This window comes from Plantactinospora sp. DSM 117369 (genome assembly GCF_053764795.1).
The window spans coordinates 6,348,683-6,362,907 of record NZ_CM132446.1 but is presented as its reverse complement, the minus strand read 5'-3'; the positions used below and the strand labels follow the sequence as shown (position 1 = coordinate 6,362,907).

Sequence of the window (14,225 nt, the reverse complement as noted above, 5' to 3'; positions counted from 1 at the left end):
TCCTCGCCCGTGATCGGCGGCCGGCCGGACACCCCGGCCGGCCGCCGGTGCCCGGCTACGGTGCCACCGGGTACTCCGCGAGGTAGACCGGCGCGCCGACCCGGGTGGTGTCGGGCGGCCCGCCGACCCGGTTTGCCGAGTCGGCAAGTTCACTTGCCGCTGCGCCGCTACCGGGCGGATCGTCGGTGCCGGTAACCGAAGTCCGGGCCGAAACGGCGGGAGGGCGACCGATGATCGACGAGAACGACGCCGTGCGGGCGGGGCAGCGCGACGAGGAGCGGACGGCGTCACCGTTCCCTGACGACGAGCCGTTCTCGGCCCGCGCCGAGCAGGAGAACTGCGAACGTATTCTCGGCGACCGGCGGCACGGAATGGAGTTCTGAGCGCCCGACCGCCGTCGGTGCGAGCGCGTGCGGGACAGGTGGTCAGAAGCGCGAGTACGTCGCCGTTCGGCGGCTACCGCTGGGTGGGACGGGCCGGGAACAGTCGGGCGTGCACGATGAGCGCTCGGACGAGGCAGCCGAGTGCCGCAGTCGCGGCGACGGCGCGGGCGATGTTCCAGTTGACCCAGCTCCCTTCGTACGCGGCGCGCACGGCGGCCGGATCGCCGATGGCGCTCGGGTCGCCGGCCGCCGCGAGTTCCTCGTTGAGCGGCACGCTGATGCCCATCGTGATGGCGAAGGCGACCACGTAGAGCAGAAAGGCGGCGACGATCCAGGGCAGTACGGGCCTGCCGTCCCGGCGCAGGTGCAGGATCGCGGCGATGGCGGTCAGTGGCAGCGCCCCGAAGAAGCTGGCCGCGAACCAGCCGTTGCGCACCGTCGCGTTGATCCACTGCATCGTACTGATGAAGGTGTGGTCATCGACCCGGGCCAGGCCGATCATGACCGAGCAGGCGTAGGCGTAGAAGAACCCGGCGATGAGCCCCATCGCGACCACAGCGCCGCCCAGCGACCAGGCGCGGGCGAGCTGAGTGGTACGGCGGGGCGCAGGCGCCATGACGGGTGCGGACACGGACAGCGACACGCCAGACCTCCGAGCTAGAATCGAACCAGCGAGTACGGATTAAACCGTACCGGCAAGTTCGGTTTAGCGCCAGGTCGACCTCAGGAGGCATCTTGACCGGGCAGACACGTCGCGGCCGGCCCCGCTCGGGGGAGCAGGCGGTGCGTCGCCAGGGCGCACTCGACGCGGCCCTGGCCGAACTCGTCACCCATGGCATCGAAGGCACCACGATGCAGGCCGTCGCCGCGCGCGCCGGCTGCTCGAAAGAGAGCCTGTACGCCTGGTTCAACAACCGCGACGGGCTGCTCTCGGCATTGATCGAGCGGCAAGCTGAGCAGGTCAACACGGCCGTGTCGGCCGCGCTGGACCGTCCGGCCGAGCCCCGCGCGACGCTGATCGCCATCGCCGAGAACCTGCTGCGACTGCTCACCAGCGACGCTTCGGTGGCGTTGAACCGGGCCGCCATGTCGTCCGCCGAACTCGCCGCGCTGCTGCTGCGACACGGCCGACACACCACCGGTCCGCTGGTCGAAGCCTTCCTCGCCCGGCTGGCCGACGCGGGCCTCGTGCGCGTCGAAGACCCCGCGGACGCCTTTCAACTCCTCTACGGCCTGGTGGTCCGCGACGTGCAGATCCGGACACTGCTGGGTGAGCCGCCCCCATCCATCCGTCGCATCCGCGCCGATGCCCGCGTGGCGGTCGACCGCTTCCTCGCTCTCGCCAACCAGCCCAGCTAATCCGCCAGCCGACCCGCACCTCGGCGCTACCGGCCGGGTCGGCTGTCGATGCGCGTACCGGACTAGCTAGGCGATCTCCGAGTCGGCCGGCTGCGGTGCCCGCGCGGCCATGGCGATCCGCTCCAGCGCTGCCGCGTGGGCCAGAAACGCCTTCCGGCCGTGCGGGGTGAGCCGCGCCAAGGTGCGTCGCGCGCCCGCCCCTGGCTGTTTGCGTACCTCCAGGTAGCCTGCGGCGGCGAGTGCGGAGAGCTGCTTGGACAGGGCCGAGTCGCTCGTGCCGACCGAGTCCCGGATGAAGCCGAACTCCGTCCAGCTCGCGGGTGCCAGCAGCGCGACGATCGTCAACCGCGCGGGGACGTGCAGGAACTCGTCGAAGTCGGGGTCCATCAGTTCTACCGGCCCGCCTGCTGCCGTATCAGCGCCCCGGCGCCCCGGCAGGCACGAATGGCCACCGGCAGGCAGACCACTGATCCGATAGCGGCCGCGACCAGGTGCGGGGCCGGCAATCCGCCCGCCCGAGCGGCCGCCGCCAAGCCCTGGAGTACCGCTACGAGGAGGATCCCGGAAGCGACCCCTCCGAGCAGCTCGCCGGAACTGGGCTTGCGGAGGACCGGCGCCCGGCGCACATAGACGAACGCCAGCAACGCCAGCAGCATGACCACCGGGAACAGCATCGCGCCGCCCCACGGATTGGGCAGGTCGTACGAGGCGTAGGAGAGGAGCACGACCAACGCCAGGACACCCAGGTAGAAGGGGGACGAGCTGTGCCGCGCCTCTGCGGCGCGGGACTGCTCATGCCGCTTCCGGATGTCGTCGAGCGCCGCCTGCGCGTCGTCCGGAGTCATCAACCTTCCACCTCTCCCCAACAGTTGTACTTTCCTCCAAGGAAAGTACTCGGTTCTTTCCTGTCAGGCAAGTACCTGGCGATCGCCAACCCCGACCTGGTGAACCGGCGGCGCGCGGACCCGGCCGAGAACGAACCGGATCCCCGGACCGTCTGCACCGGCGTGCCGCCGGCTACACCGACTGTCCGCCGATCTCCACCCGCCCGCCGTCAGGAGAGCCGGGTGGCCGTCCTGGTCGCGCTCGCGGGGCAGATGACGAGGAGGCAGCTCTCGACGCGTACGGCGTCGATGACCGGGCCGTAGACGCTCGGCGTACTGCTGGCGAACCGGATGGTGGTCGAGCCGGAGAGCAGGTTGGTGAAGTACGCCGTCCGGTACACGAATCCCATCTCGGACGGCGTCCGGCCGGTGGTGTCGAAGGTGAAGCTGTCGACGGTCTGGCCGTTGGCGGTGACCGTGCCGGTGGTGAGCAGGGGTCCGCCGTCGGGGTTACCGGCCAGGGCGTACCGGATCCGGTAGGTGGTGAGCAGGGTGGTCGGCACGCTTCGGGCGACCGCGCCCGGGCTGCTGCCGTTGAGGTCGAGTGACTGGTCGCCCTCCGCGTCCTGCCAGTCCTGGGTCAGGTCGACGGTGCCGGTGGTGACGGTCCACGGGCCGAGCTGCTGCCCGGCGGAGTAGGTCACGAAGTCGGCGAAGATGACCGGCTCCTCGAAGCCGTCGGCGAAGACGACGGCGGCGTTGGCGGGACTCGGGGTGAGGAGAGCGAGCAGGGCGGTCAGGCCCACCGCCAGGCTCGCGCCGATCGACGTACGACGGGCCCGCGGGTACGTCCTTGTATTGCCCGGCCGTGCCGTCTGGTGTCGCAAGTGGCCCGCCCCGGACCAGGGGAGAGTGGTCCGGGGCGGGCCAGGGGTGATGAGGCGGGTCAGCGGCGCCGGGGCACCCAGTAGAGCAGTTGACCGGCGATCAGCGCGGGGTGCGTGTCGGGAAGGGCTTGCAGCGCGCGGGCGAGGTGGGAGGCGAGGTACATCATCAGCCCCACCCGGTCACCCCGGAAACCGACCAGCAGGGCCAGCCGGGCCGCCGCGCACGGCCAGGGGTCCTGGCAGGTCTGACACTGGTACGACTGCGCCGGGCTGTGCCGGCCGGCCGGATAGCGCCGCGCATTCCTTCGTACGGCCCGGTACCAGCGCTCCTGCGGACCGATCACGGGTCACGCCCGAGCGGTGCTGTGCCGGGAGTGCTGCTGTGCCGGGGCCAAACTGCCTGCGCGGCCGCTGGCGTGGGCGGGTCCGTCCCAGCCGTGGCGACGGTTGGTCGTCCTGGTGCGGGGTGTGTTCGTCCGGGCCGGCGCGCGGACCGTCGCTCGGTATTCCGCGCGGGTCGGCGGCGGTGGTGGCGGTGGCTGGTAGGGCATCGGCACCAGCTCGACCGAGTCCGGGCAGCGCCAGCGAAAGCCACACCGGCAGTACCGCCAGAGTCGGCGCCAGTCCCGGCGGTGATAGGGCTTGAATCTGCGCCAGAATTTCATGATCGATGCCTTCCGTCCGGGGAATTGGACGGGGCGGCGCCAGGCTCCGAACATTGGCACCGCCCCCGTGGGCACCCACCCGGATTGGAAGGTCACGGGGGCGGGCGAGTGCCTGAATTCCACCCTGGACCGTGGCCCCATTACGGCGGAAGATGCTGGTCGGGCACGGGAAACCCGCAGGTAAGCCACCGAAAATGACCATGAGCGCCGGAGTGATTTGGGGGACGTGAAAGCCTATGTCTGCGAGCGAATATCTGGTAAAGGACCTTCGCCGGACCCGGGAACTTCTCGGCCTGACCCAAGACGCATGGGGCGAGCGGATCCACTTCTCCGCAAAGCACGTCGGGGCGGTGGAGCGGGGCGAGCGGCCAGCCCTCCCGGACTATCTGACAGCGGTCGACCGCGCGTTCGGGACCACGTTCATGCAGTTCTACCGGATGTTCGTGCAGGATGAACTCTTCCCAGTCTGGTATCGCCCGTTCAACGAGCACGAGAGTCGGGCGAGCCTGCTCAGGGTCTACCAACCGCTGCTGGTTCCCGGCCTCCTGCAAACCGAGGCATACGCTCGGGCCATCCTGGCAGGCTTCCGTACCCAGCCGGAGGCCATCGACGCAATAGTTGCGGCGCGGCTCGGCCGCCAAGAGATCCTGTACCGCCGGCCCGACCCCTGTCAGTTGATCGCCGTGGTCGACGAGGGGGTGCTGCACCGGAGAGTCGGAGACGCGGAGGTCATGCGCGATCAGTTGAAAGCCTTGGTGACCGCATGCGAGCTGCCCAACGTGCGGGTGCAGGTCGTTCCATTCGACGCTGGCGCCTACGTCGGGCTGAACGGCCCGCTGGTGGTCGCGACCGTGGATGGCCGATCGGTCGGCTTCCTGGAAGGGCACCTGGAGGGTCGCGTCATCGAGAGCCCGGATGCCACGACGGACCTTGAAGGAGCCTGGGAGGCGATCCGGGACTACGCTCTACCCGGTAACCAAAGCCTGGAGTTGATCATGAGGACGACTGAAAAATGGACGTGAACACCGCCCCAAACTGGCACAAGTCGTCGCGCAGCGAGAGTGGACAGTGTATCGAGGTGGCCGACAACCTCCCCGACCGGGTCCTCGTACGGGACAGCAAGGACCGGCGCGGGCCGGTCCTGACCTTCAGCCCTCAACAGTGGCGTGGCTTCGTAGACCTGGCCAAGCGTCACTAGCCCGATCGTCCACGCGGGTCTGACATGTTGAGTAGGGAAGACTGTCAATGCCCGTGACCGTTCCCCGCCACGACTACTCCACGGAGGGCGTGGCGGACACCCTCCACGCCCTGAACAGCACCGCGACCTGGATCCTTGCGGAGTTCCCGGACTCGCTCGTCGTGCGTAACCAGGCGCTGAACAGTTGGCTCAGCCTGGCGCAGCAACACTGCGCGATGGATCCGGAGGCGGCGAAGTTCGAGACCTGGGAGGCGTGGGTCACGGCCATGCAGATCGGGTCCGCGCTCTTCGCGGCGGCCACCGCGCCGAAGGGTACGAGCGTGGCCGTCAGGATCAGGGAGCAGGAGCGCATCCTGCCCGCGATCGGACCCGAGTCCCATCTGAACGCGGGCACCTGGGTCACCGCCTTCTATCTGGCGATGGTCTGCCGCGAGAACGAGCGTCTGAAGCAGTTGGCCCAGGTGCCGGTCTCGGTCTTGCGTGACTCCGGGGCGCCCTTCGGCGACTATATGTACTCCTGGGTCGACACCCTGCAGAGCTTCTGGCTCGGCCGCCAGGACGTGGGCGGCAAGCTCGTCGCCGCGGTCGACGGCACCGCTCCCGAGGCGTTGTCCCGGTACGCGGATGCGGAACGGGTATCGAAGATCCTCCGTCCATCGCTCGTCGTCTTCTACCGCTACCTGCGCCAGGACCGCGAGCAGTTCAACACCGCGTTGCGCGATGCGCTGCGCAGGCACAGGGAATACTGGACCGCGAACGAGGGCAGGGCCGTCAACAGCGACGGCCTGGTCGCTCTGGGGCCGCTGGCCATGGCCTGCCTCGCCCGCGACCAGGGCATCTCTGTCGAGGTCGAGTCCGAGTACCTGCCCAAGGCGCTTCTGGAGTACGCCTGGATGGGTGAGATCGACACCTGAACCACCCTGGATCCACCGGGGCGCGCAGGTCCAGCGGGGGCGCCGCCATTTCCGGAACTTCTCCGATACAAGATGTCGTAGGCTCGCCGCGACATCTCGACAAACCGGTCACTCGCGCGGCTTCTCGGGGACTGGCAGACGAGACGCTCGCTGGCGTGGGCGGGTGACGGATTGCTGCCGGGGACTCGTCCGCACCTCAATGGAGGGTGTCTGCGCCGGCATCCCGCACCCTGCGGTGCCGCTACGCGCGGCTCGCTCCCGGGCCTTGGAAGTTTCAGAAACGTGTCTTGTCTTTCTCGGTCCCGTCTGCGAGTCTTTGCCCGTCGATAGACACTTGATGTGACGTCCGACGGATGTGGTGATGGCCGTTAGTGGCTGCGATCCCGGCCGCCGGACCGGCGCCTGTCGACAGAAGGGAAGGCGCGCGTCCACGGCGGACAAACCCGGGGCCTGCGATCCCGTTCGTCCAGGGGGAGCCTCATCTGGGCGCACTCGGCAGAGAGGACAGGTTGATGAGGGCAGGAAAGCTACTGACTATGTCGGTAGTCCTGGCGACGGGCGTCCTGGGAACAGCCGCCTGTGGTGCGGGGGACTCGGAGGGCGACGGTCGCAGCGGCGGCAAGGTCACGATGAGCTTCTGGCACAACGCCACGACGGGTCCGGGCAAGGCTTTCTGGGAGAAGACCGTCGCCGACTTCGAGGCCGCCAATCCGAACGTGACGATCGAGATCCAGTCGATCCAGAACGAGGACCTGGACGGCAAGCTCCAGACCGCGCTGAACTCCGGCGACGCCCCTGACGTGTTCATGCAGCGCGGCGGCGGCAAGATGGCCGCGATGGTCAAGGCCGGCCAGTTGCTGGACATCACTGACGGGATCACCGACGCGACCAAGAAGGTGGTCTCGGAAGGCTCGTTCAAGGCGCAGACGATCGACAACAAGGTCTACGCGATGCCGGTGGCGGTGCTGCCCGGCGGCTTCTTCTACAGCAAGGACCTGTTCGCCCAGGCCGGCATCACCCAGACGCCGACCACGCTCGCCGAGTTGCAGACCGCCATCGACAAGCTGAAGGCCGCGGGCACCCAGCCGATCGCCCTCGGGGCCAAGGACGCCTGGCCGGCCGCCTTCTACTACTACTTCTTCGCGTTGCGCGAGTGCAGCACCAGCACGGTCACCGAGACCGCCAAGAGCATGACCTTCGACGACCCCTGCTGGCTGAAGGCCGGTCAGGACGTCCAGAACTTCGCCGCGACCCAGCCGTTCAACAACGGGTTCCTGACGACCTCGGCCCAGCAGGGCGCGGGAAGCTCGGCCGGTCTGATCGCGAACCACAAGGCGGCGATGGAACTCATGGGTGCCTGGAACCCGGGTGTCATCGGTTCGTTGACGCCGGACCAGAAGCCACTGCCTGACCTGGACTGGTTCCCCTTCCCCAGCATCGAGGGCGGCGCGGGTGAGCCCGGCGCCATCCTCGGCGGCGTTGACGGCTACTCCTGCTCCGCGAAGGCCCCCAAGGCGGAGTGCACCGCCTTCCTCAACTTCCTGTTGCAGACACCCGTGCAGGAGGCCTACTACAAGGCATTCCAGGCGCCGCCGGTGAACAGCGAGGCCCAGGGCAAGGTGACCGAGCCGCATCTGAAGTCCGTGATCGCGGCATACAGCAAGGCCCCGTTCGTCTCGCAGTGGCTGGACACGGTCTACGGGCAGAACGTCGGCAACGCCCTCAACACCGCCGTGGTGAACCTGCTGGCCGGTAAGGGCAGCCCCGAGGACATCGTCAAGGCGGTCAAGACCGCCGCCAAGAGGGCGTAGAGATCCGTACATGATGTTCGATACAGAGCGCGAGAGCGTACCGCTCGCGCAGGACCGGTCGGCGGGTCGGGCGGCGGTCGGGGGTGGCGCGCCTGTCGTGCCGCCCCCGGCCGGGCGCCGTGCCCGGAAGGGCATCGGGTGGCCCGCCCGGCTGGAAATCGCGCTGATGACAGGGCCGACACTGCTCGTCTTCCTCTCCTTCGTCATCTTCCCCGTCGCCATGGCCGCCTACTACGGTTTCTTCAGCTGGCAGGGGTACGGCCCGCCGACGGAGTTCGTCGGCCTTCGCAACTACGTGCTCGTCTTCCAGGACGGTACGTTCATCGACGCGCTACAGCACAATGCCGCGATCGTCGTGCTGTCGCTGGTGCTCCAGGGGCCGGCCGCCGTCCTGCTCGCCCTGCTGCTGAACCGGAAGATGCGCGGGCAGACCCTCATCCGGGTACTCGTCTTCGTCCCCTACGTGATCTCCGAGGTGGTCGTCGGCACCGGCTGGAGCCTGATGCTCCAGGGCAGCGGCGCGGTCAACGCCCTCCTCCAGGATCTCGGACTGGGCTGGCTACAGAGCGACTGGCTCTCCGACCCGGAGAAGGCGATCTGGACGCTCATGGGCATCCTCACCTGGAAGTACATCGGCTTCGCCGTGATCCTCTTCCTCGCCGGGTTGCAGGGCATCCCGGACGAGCTGATCGAGGCCGCGGCGATCGACGGTGCGTCCTACTGGCAGATCCAGCGCCGCATCACGCTGCCGCTGCTCGGGCCGACGATCCGGATCTGGGCCTTCCTGTCGATGATCGGTGCCCTGCAACTGTTCGACCTCGTCTACATCATCTGGGGCCAGTACGTCGCCTCTACGGCCGGGACGTCGACGATGGCCACGTACATGGTGGCCAACGGTCGCAACGCGGGGGAGTACGGGTACGGCAACGCCGTGGCCGTGGTCCTGTTCTTCGTCTCGCTCGTCGCCGCGCTGGTCTACCAACGGTTCGTCCTGCGCCGCGACACCGAGGGCGCGATCACCGGAGGGAGGAACTGATGGCCGCGACCGCCGTAGCCGCGCGCAGGCCGACCCGGGCCAGCCGGAGGACGGCCTGGGGAAGCCCGGCCGTGTATTTCGTCGCGTTGCTGCTCATCGGAGCGATGCTGGCCCCGGTCGTCTACATCGTCCTCGGCGGCTTCCGCACGAACGCGCAGATCACCACCGACCCGGCGGGGTGGCCGAGCCCCTGGCAGGCCGGCAACTACCTCGACGTGCTGACCGGCGGGGTGTTCTGGCAACAGGTGCTCAACTCCACCATCGTCGCCGGATGTACCACCGCAGGCGTGGTCACCCTCGGCCTCATGACGAGCTTCATCCTGGCCCGTTATCGGTTCCGCGGCCGAGGGGCGATGTACTCGCTCTTCGCCGCCGGCCTGATGTTCCCGCTCACCGTGGCGATCACCCCGCTCTACATCCTGGTCAGGACCCTCGGGCTGATGAACACGCTGCCCGGGGTGATCCTGCCGCAGATCGGGTTCGCCATCCCGATGACGATCATCATCCTGGTCCCGTTCGTGCGGGCCATCCCGGACGAGATCCAGGAGGCGGCGTCGATCGACGGCTGTAGCCGACTGGGCTTCTTCTGGCGCATGGTGCTTCCGCTCTCCAGGCCCGGCGTCATCACCGTGGCCATCCTGACCTTCATCGCGAGCTGGAACAGCTACCTGCTGCCGCTCTTCATCCTCAACCGGGAGGAAACCTTTACGCTGCCCCTCGGTGTGCAGGCCTTCGCGTCGCAGTACTCGGTCGACACGGCCAAGGTCCTGGCGTTCACTTCCCTGTCGATGCTCCCGGCGTTGCTGTTCTTCAGCCTGTTCCAGCGCCGGATCGTCGGAGGGCTGACCGGAGCCGTGAAGGGTTGACCTGGCACGGCCGCCGGCCGCACAGTGAACACGCCGCGACCGAGCGACCAGAGCGCCGCCCGCCGGAACCGCCTCCAGTCGGCGTCCAATCTCCCTTCAGTCTACTCCGACGCGCTGCGGCCGCCCTGCTACGGCCTGGCGACGATCTACTACGAGGCGGTCCGGATCTTCGGCCGCCCGAACGTCACCGCCGAGCAGCTCAAGGCCGCCGAGGAGCTGATGCCGGAGGGTACGACCGGCAAGGCCCCGCTGGCCAAGACCGGCTGAGCACCGGCCTGCGCGGGCACCAGCCGGCTGCCACTCCGCACGGAACTCGGCTGCCAGTGGCCGGGAAGTGGCGGCAGGCGTACCAGATCGGTCACCGCCCCGGCGGACCCGGCGGCGCCCGTAACCTCCGTCAGCGATACCGGCCCGGTGCACGGCGAGTCTGCGACCAGGCTCGCCGTGCACCGCACGCTTCCGCACCGTCGACGAGAAATAGGCGCATCCCTCGTACGGCTGCTGCCGGTCCCGGACTACGCTCCGCCCAGTGTCCAGAGCTTGGAACTGATCATGACGACGGCCGAGAAGTGGACGTGAACCCCCGCCAGGCTGGTGGGCGCGTCGGATCCAATTGCGACGGCGGACCTGGGAACGGCAGGTGACGGAGGTGGTGGTGGCAAATGACAAGGGCTGAGGAACGCTTCGCCCTCGATCTCGTCGAGAACTTCCCTAGCCTCGGGGAGAACCTCGACTTCTACTATCATGATCCGGAAGAGTTCCTTGCGCACGTCTTTTTCGGGGTGGAGGTGACGCGCAAGGTGGTTGCTGCGTACGTCGCCAACCCCGGCGATGGCGCGGGGGGTGACCAACTCGACTGGCGGGGAGTGCTCAATTTTCTCAATGAGTGCCTACGGTCCGGCGACGAGGCCGTGAGAACCGTAATCGGGACGTCGTTCTTGTTCCAGCTCCCACTGCCGAGCCAGGAAGGATATGCCATCGTGGAACAACTGGATGATGAGTTGGTTCGGCTTTTCAAAGTCGCGAGACCGAATGGCTGACAAGGCGCTTTGCCGTAACCATCCCGTCTGATGCAGGTCATGTCCGTCGGAAGGGATGGGCGGTGGCTACATCATGTACGCCTACGCCACCACGGCATCCCGGCCGCTGCCATCGGGTCATGATGTGTGCGACGTTGAAACACCTCGTCCAACGGACCGAGTATGCGCTGCACCTCTCGACGCGCCCGCGGGCCGAGCGCCGTCAAGGCTTGCTCCAGCACGTCGCGGTGCTCGAGTGGGTCACAACAGGGACAGCCCGCGTTAGCGGCGTCCTGGAGCAGTCGTGCGGACGACCCATGAACGGTGCTTCTCCACGCCGCCAGAGCAGCAGCGACTGCACCGGGCCACAGACGGGCACGCTCGACGGTCGCGATCTGCCTGACGGTTCCGGCGCTCAGCCCATCGATCGCCGTGGTCGTGCGGCTTTCACCCCGGCGGGAAAGCCCTGCCCGCACCGCCGCCGGCGACCTACGCGCCATCGATCTCTTTGATCATCACCATGAAGACGATGATCGCATTCGGTGGGTGCTCGGCGCGAGTCGGCACGCATCCGGATAAGGATGACGGCAACCCGGTGCGGGAGGCAGGACCCTCCCCGCACCGGGTCCGGGCTATCGTGGTCGCGCCCGGGTCAGATCAGCCATTCCTCGTTGTACGGCGCGGGTTCTTGGAAGGTCCCGCACGGGTACTGGATGAGCGGGACGTTGTTGGCCGTACCCGCCCCCTTGACTACGAGGCACATGTCGCTGTGGTAGTTGCGGACGTGGGCCCAGCCCGTGGCCAGATGTTCGATCGTCCACTCCTCGTTGTACGGGGCTGGCTCCCGGACGAGCGCACACGGCCACTGGACGATTGCCGCCCCGCTTGCCCGGCTCGCTCCCTCGACGACGAGGCACTGGTTGCTGTGGCGGTTGCGGATATGGACGGTGTTGCCGGTGCCTACGGCTTCGATGAACCACTCCCCGTTGTAGGGGGCGGGACCGGTGAACTCGCACTCGTACTGGATGACCGGAGCCCCGGCCGTAGTGGATGCTCCCTGCACCGTCGCGCACTTTTGGCTGTGGCCGTTGAGGAGCCAGTATGAGACGGCGGACGCCTTCGCCCTGTCGGCCGAGGCCGCACCCGGGCTCATCCCGACGGCTACCGCCACACTCACCATCATTGACAGTACGAGTAGACCCGATGCCCCGCTACGCCAGCGCATAGTTCTCCCTCACCGGTTGCCTGTGCCTTCCGCCCGGCGGTGGCCGGACGGTGGTGGCAGCGTACTTGCAGCATCGACGCGCGGCGATGCAATTTCCGATCATGATCGCCGTCAGCCGCGTGGTGTGAGGTAGCCACGGGAGAAGGCGGTGGCCACGGCCGCCGCCCGATCGTTGACGCCGAGTTTCGCGTACACGTGCAGCAGGTGGGTTTTGACCGTCGCCTCGCTGATGAAGAGTTGTCGGGCGGCCTCGCGATTGGTCGAACCCTGGGCGATCAGCTCCAGGACCTCCAGTTCACGCTGCGACAGCGGCTCCGTGGCCGGCTGGCGGATCTGGCCCATCAGCCGGGTCGCGACGGCGGGGGAGAGGACCGCCTGTCCGCGCGCGGCCGCCTCGACCGCGCGGAACAGCTCCTCCCGCGGCGCGTCTTTCAACAGGTACCCGGTGGCGCCGGCCTCGATCGCGGGCAGCACGTCGCTGTCGGTGTCGTACGTGGTGAGCACCAGGACCCGGGCCGTCACACCGCGGCTGGCCAGTTCCCTGATCGCGGTGACCCCGTCGGTCCCCGGCATCCGCAGATCCATCAGGATCACGTCGGGTCGGAGCTTCTCCCCGGCGGCGATGGCCTCGGCACCGTCACCGGCCTCGCCGAGCACCTCGAAGCGCGGGTCGGCGCTGAACATGCCCCGCAACCCGTCCCGCACCACCGGGTGGTCGTCGACGATCAGCAGCGATATCAATCCGCACCTCCGGCGGGGATGGCCGGGACGACCACCGAGACCGCCGTGCCGCCACCCGGCTCGGACTCGATGTCCAACCGGCCGGCGAGACGCTGCGCCCGCTGCCGCATGCCGGCGAGCCCGAACCCTCCGTTCGGGGCGGCGCTGGCCCGGTTGGCGCCGGGCTCGAAGCCGATTCCGTCGTCCCGTACGTCAAGGGTCACCAGGTCCTCCATGTACGACAAAGTCAGGCCGACCCGGCTGGCCCGGGCGTGTTTCGCCACGTTGGCGAGTGCCTCCTGCGCGGTCCGTAACAGTGTCACCTCGACGTCTGCGTGCATCGGCCGGGCGTCGCCGGTGGTGGTCAGCACCGTGTCGATGTGGTGCACCTCCGCCCAGCGCCTGGCCACGTCGTTGATCGCGTCCGGCAGCCGGGCCTCGGCGAGCATCGCCGGCTCCACCGCGTGCACCGTACGGCGTGCCTCGGTGAGGCTTTCCCGGGCCAGGTTCATCGCGTTCGTCACGTACCGGCGTGCCGCCGACGGATCGTCCAGGGTCTGCTCGGCGGCCTGGAGCTGGGTGAGGATGCCGGCGAGCCCCTGGGCGAGGGTGTCGTGGATCTCCCGGGCCATCCGCTGCCGCTCGTCGAGCACCCCGGCCTCGCGGGCCTGGACCAGCAACTGGGCGTGCAGGCCGGCGTTCTCCTCCAGCGCCGCCTCCAGCTTGACATTGGCCTCGTGCAGCTCGACGAGCGCCCGCTTCTGCTTGTGGTTGCGCTGGTCGGCCAGCTCGGCGAAGTAGAAGAAGGCGCCGGCCAGCACGATGCTGACCAGGCTGACGGCGATCCATTCCGGCCACGCCCCGGCGGTGAGGTCGGCCGCTCCACCCAGGTACCCCACCGCCGAGATCAGTGCCGTGGCCGCGACGCCGGCATAGCGCCAGCGGCCTTTGAGGTACAGGAACGCCTGCGGGTAGCCGACGAAGGCGAAGAGGGTGAAGAAGGGCGCGATCGCCACCAGGCCGGCGGCCAGCACCATCAGGCCCGTGTAGTAGAGGCCCATCAGCGGGGCGTTCTGGTGCCACTCCGGGTGGAGGGTGTGGAAACAGAGCATCCAGAGCACGGTCGCGAGCGCGAGCCCGAGCACCGCCGAGACGTGCATCGGTCCGTCCCAGGCCGGCCGCAGCAGCGTGAGGAGGATGCTGCCCGCCAGGAGGAGGTATGGGAGGACATTGAAGAGCGCGATCTCCCTGCGCTCCCAGCGGTCGAACTCCGCACGCAGCTCGGCCTCGATGCTCACGACCTACTCCTCGACGCTCA

Annotated in this window: 18 protein-coding genes; 10 read left to right on the top strand and 8 right to left on the bottom strand. The window is 68.3% G+C overall.

Annotated features, from left to right (window positions below):
• Positions 1-230 precede the first annotated feature (230 nt).
• A complete protein-coding gene (locus tag ACSMXO_RS27215; protein ID WP_455414355.1) occupies positions 231-383 on the top strand; it encodes a hypothetical protein in 153 nt (50 codons plus the stop codon).
• Positions 384-456: 73 nt separating this feature from the next.
• On the opposite strand, the gene ACSMXO_RS27210 is transcribed toward ACSMXO_RS27215, so the two are convergent.
• Complete coding sequence (locus ACSMXO_RS27210) at positions 457-999, bottom strand: anthrone oxygenase family protein (protein WP_455414354.1); 543 nt, start codon at positions 997-999, stop codon at positions 457-459.
• Positions 1,000-1,118: 119 nt separating this feature from the next.
• On the opposite strand from ACSMXO_RS27210, the gene ACSMXO_RS27205 reads away from it, so the two are divergent.
• Positions 1,119-1,742 (top strand): TetR/AcrR family transcriptional regulator, encoded by a 624-nt coding sequence (locus ACSMXO_RS27205; protein ID WP_455414353.1) that lies wholly within the window; start codon positions 1,119-1,121, stop codon positions 1,740-1,742.
• Between the two features lie 66 nt (positions 1,743-1,808).
• Here ACSMXO_RS27205 and ACSMXO_RS27200 read toward each other — a convergent pair whose 3' ends face one another.
• From ACSMXO_RS27200 to ACSMXO_RS27185, 4 genes are all read right to left on the bottom strand, one after another.
• Positions 1,809-2,129, bottom strand: coding sequence for a transcriptional regulator (locus ACSMXO_RS27200; protein WP_455414352.1), 321 nt, complete (start codon positions 2,127-2,129; stop codon positions 1,809-1,811).
• 5 nt (positions 2,130-2,134) lie between these two features.
• Positions 2,135-2,587: a hypothetical protein gene (locus ACSMXO_RS27195; protein WP_455414351.1), complete on the bottom strand. Its 453-nt coding sequence runs from the start codon at positions 2,585-2,587 to the stop codon at positions 2,135-2,137.
• A 209-nt stretch (positions 2,588-2,796) separates the two neighbouring features.
• Positions 2,797-3,372: a DUF642 domain-containing protein gene (locus tag ACSMXO_RS27190; RefSeq protein WP_455414350.1), complete on the bottom strand. Its 576-nt coding sequence runs from the start codon at positions 3,370-3,372 to the stop codon at positions 2,797-2,799.
• Between the two features lie 140 nt (positions 3,373-3,512).
• Positions 3,513-3,797: a flavin reductase gene (locus tag ACSMXO_RS27185; RefSeq protein WP_455414349.1), complete on the bottom strand. Its 285-nt coding sequence runs from the start codon at positions 3,795-3,797 to the stop codon at positions 3,513-3,515.
• Positions 3,798-4,354: 557 nt separating this feature from the next.
• Between ACSMXO_RS27185 and ACSMXO_RS27180 the strand changes: the two genes are divergently transcribed.
• The 8 genes from ACSMXO_RS27180 to ACSMXO_RS27145 all read left to right on the top strand — a co-directional run bounded on the left by ACSMXO_RS27180 (position 4,355) and on the right by ACSMXO_RS27145 (position 10,983).
• Entirely contained in the window at positions 4,355-5,140 is a 786-nt protein-coding gene (locus ACSMXO_RS27180) for a helix-turn-helix domain-containing protein (protein ID WP_455414348.1), read from the top strand.
• Positions 5,131-5,316 carry a DUF397 domain-containing protein gene (locus ACSMXO_RS27175; RefSeq protein WP_455414347.1) on the top strand — a complete coding sequence of 62 codons (186 nt, stop codon included), beginning with the start codon at positions 5,131-5,133 and terminating at the stop codon, positions 5,314-5,316. The genes ACSMXO_RS27180 and ACSMXO_RS27175 overlap by 10 nt, the downstream gene beginning before the upstream one ends.
• A gap of 53 nt (positions 5,317-5,369) precedes the next feature.
• On the top strand, positions 5,370-6,230 hold the full coding sequence (locus ACSMXO_RS27170; protein WP_455414346.1) for an immunity 49 family protein: 861 nt from the start codon (positions 5,370-5,372) through the stop codon (positions 6,228-6,230).
• A 536-nt stretch (positions 6,231-6,766) separates the two neighbouring features.
• Positions 6,767-8,041: an ABC transporter substrate-binding protein gene (locus tag ACSMXO_RS27165; protein WP_346263638.1), complete on the top strand. Its 1,275-nt coding sequence runs from the start codon at positions 6,767-6,769 to the stop codon at positions 8,039-8,041.
• A 10-nt stretch (positions 8,042-8,051) separates the two neighbouring features.
• Positions 8,052-9,077 carry a carbohydrate ABC transporter permease gene (locus tag ACSMXO_RS27160; protein WP_455414345.1) on the top strand — a complete coding sequence of 342 codons (1,026 nt, stop codon included), beginning with the start codon at positions 8,052-8,054 and terminating at the stop codon, positions 9,075-9,077.
• On the top strand, positions 9,077-9,943 hold the full coding sequence (locus ACSMXO_RS27155) for a carbohydrate ABC transporter permease (RefSeq protein ID WP_346263636.1): 867 nt from the start codon (positions 9,077-9,079) through the stop codon (positions 9,941-9,943). Before ACSMXO_RS27160 ends, ACSMXO_RS27155 begins: the two co-directional genes overlap by 1 nt.
• Before the next feature lie 24 nt (positions 9,944-9,967).
• Positions 9,968-10,210 (top strand): hypothetical protein, encoded by a 243-nt coding sequence (locus ACSMXO_RS27150; protein WP_455414344.1) that lies wholly within the window; start codon positions 9,968-9,970, stop codon positions 10,208-10,210.
• A 395-nt stretch (positions 10,211-10,605) separates the two neighbouring features.
• Positions 10,606-10,983, top strand: a complete 378-nt coding sequence (locus ACSMXO_RS27145; RefSeq protein ID WP_455414343.1) for a DUF7674 family protein — start codon at positions 10,606-10,608, stop codon at positions 10,981-10,983.
• A 631-nt stretch (positions 10,984-11,614) separates the two neighbouring features.
• Here the strand turns inward: ACSMXO_RS27145 and ACSMXO_RS27140 are convergent.
• The 3 genes from ACSMXO_RS27140 to ACSMXO_RS27130 form a co-directional block, all read right to left on the bottom strand.
• Positions 11,615-12,115, bottom strand: a complete 501-nt coding sequence (locus ACSMXO_RS27140) for an RICIN domain-containing protein (protein WP_455419318.1) — start codon at positions 12,113-12,115, stop codon at positions 11,615-11,617.
• Between the two features lie 183 nt (positions 12,116-12,298).
• The gene (locus ACSMXO_RS27135) at positions 12,299-12,928 is read right to left on the bottom strand and encodes a response regulator (RefSeq protein ID WP_455414342.1); all 630 of its coding nucleotides are present in this window, start codon (positions 12,926-12,928) and stop codon (positions 12,299-12,301) included.
• A complete protein-coding gene (locus ACSMXO_RS27130) occupies positions 12,925-14,205 on the bottom strand; it encodes a histidine kinase (RefSeq protein WP_455414341.1) in 1,281 nt (426 codons plus the stop codon). Before ACSMXO_RS27130 ends, ACSMXO_RS27135 begins: the two co-directional genes overlap by 4 nt.
• Positions 14,206-14,225 lie beyond the last annotated feature (20 nt).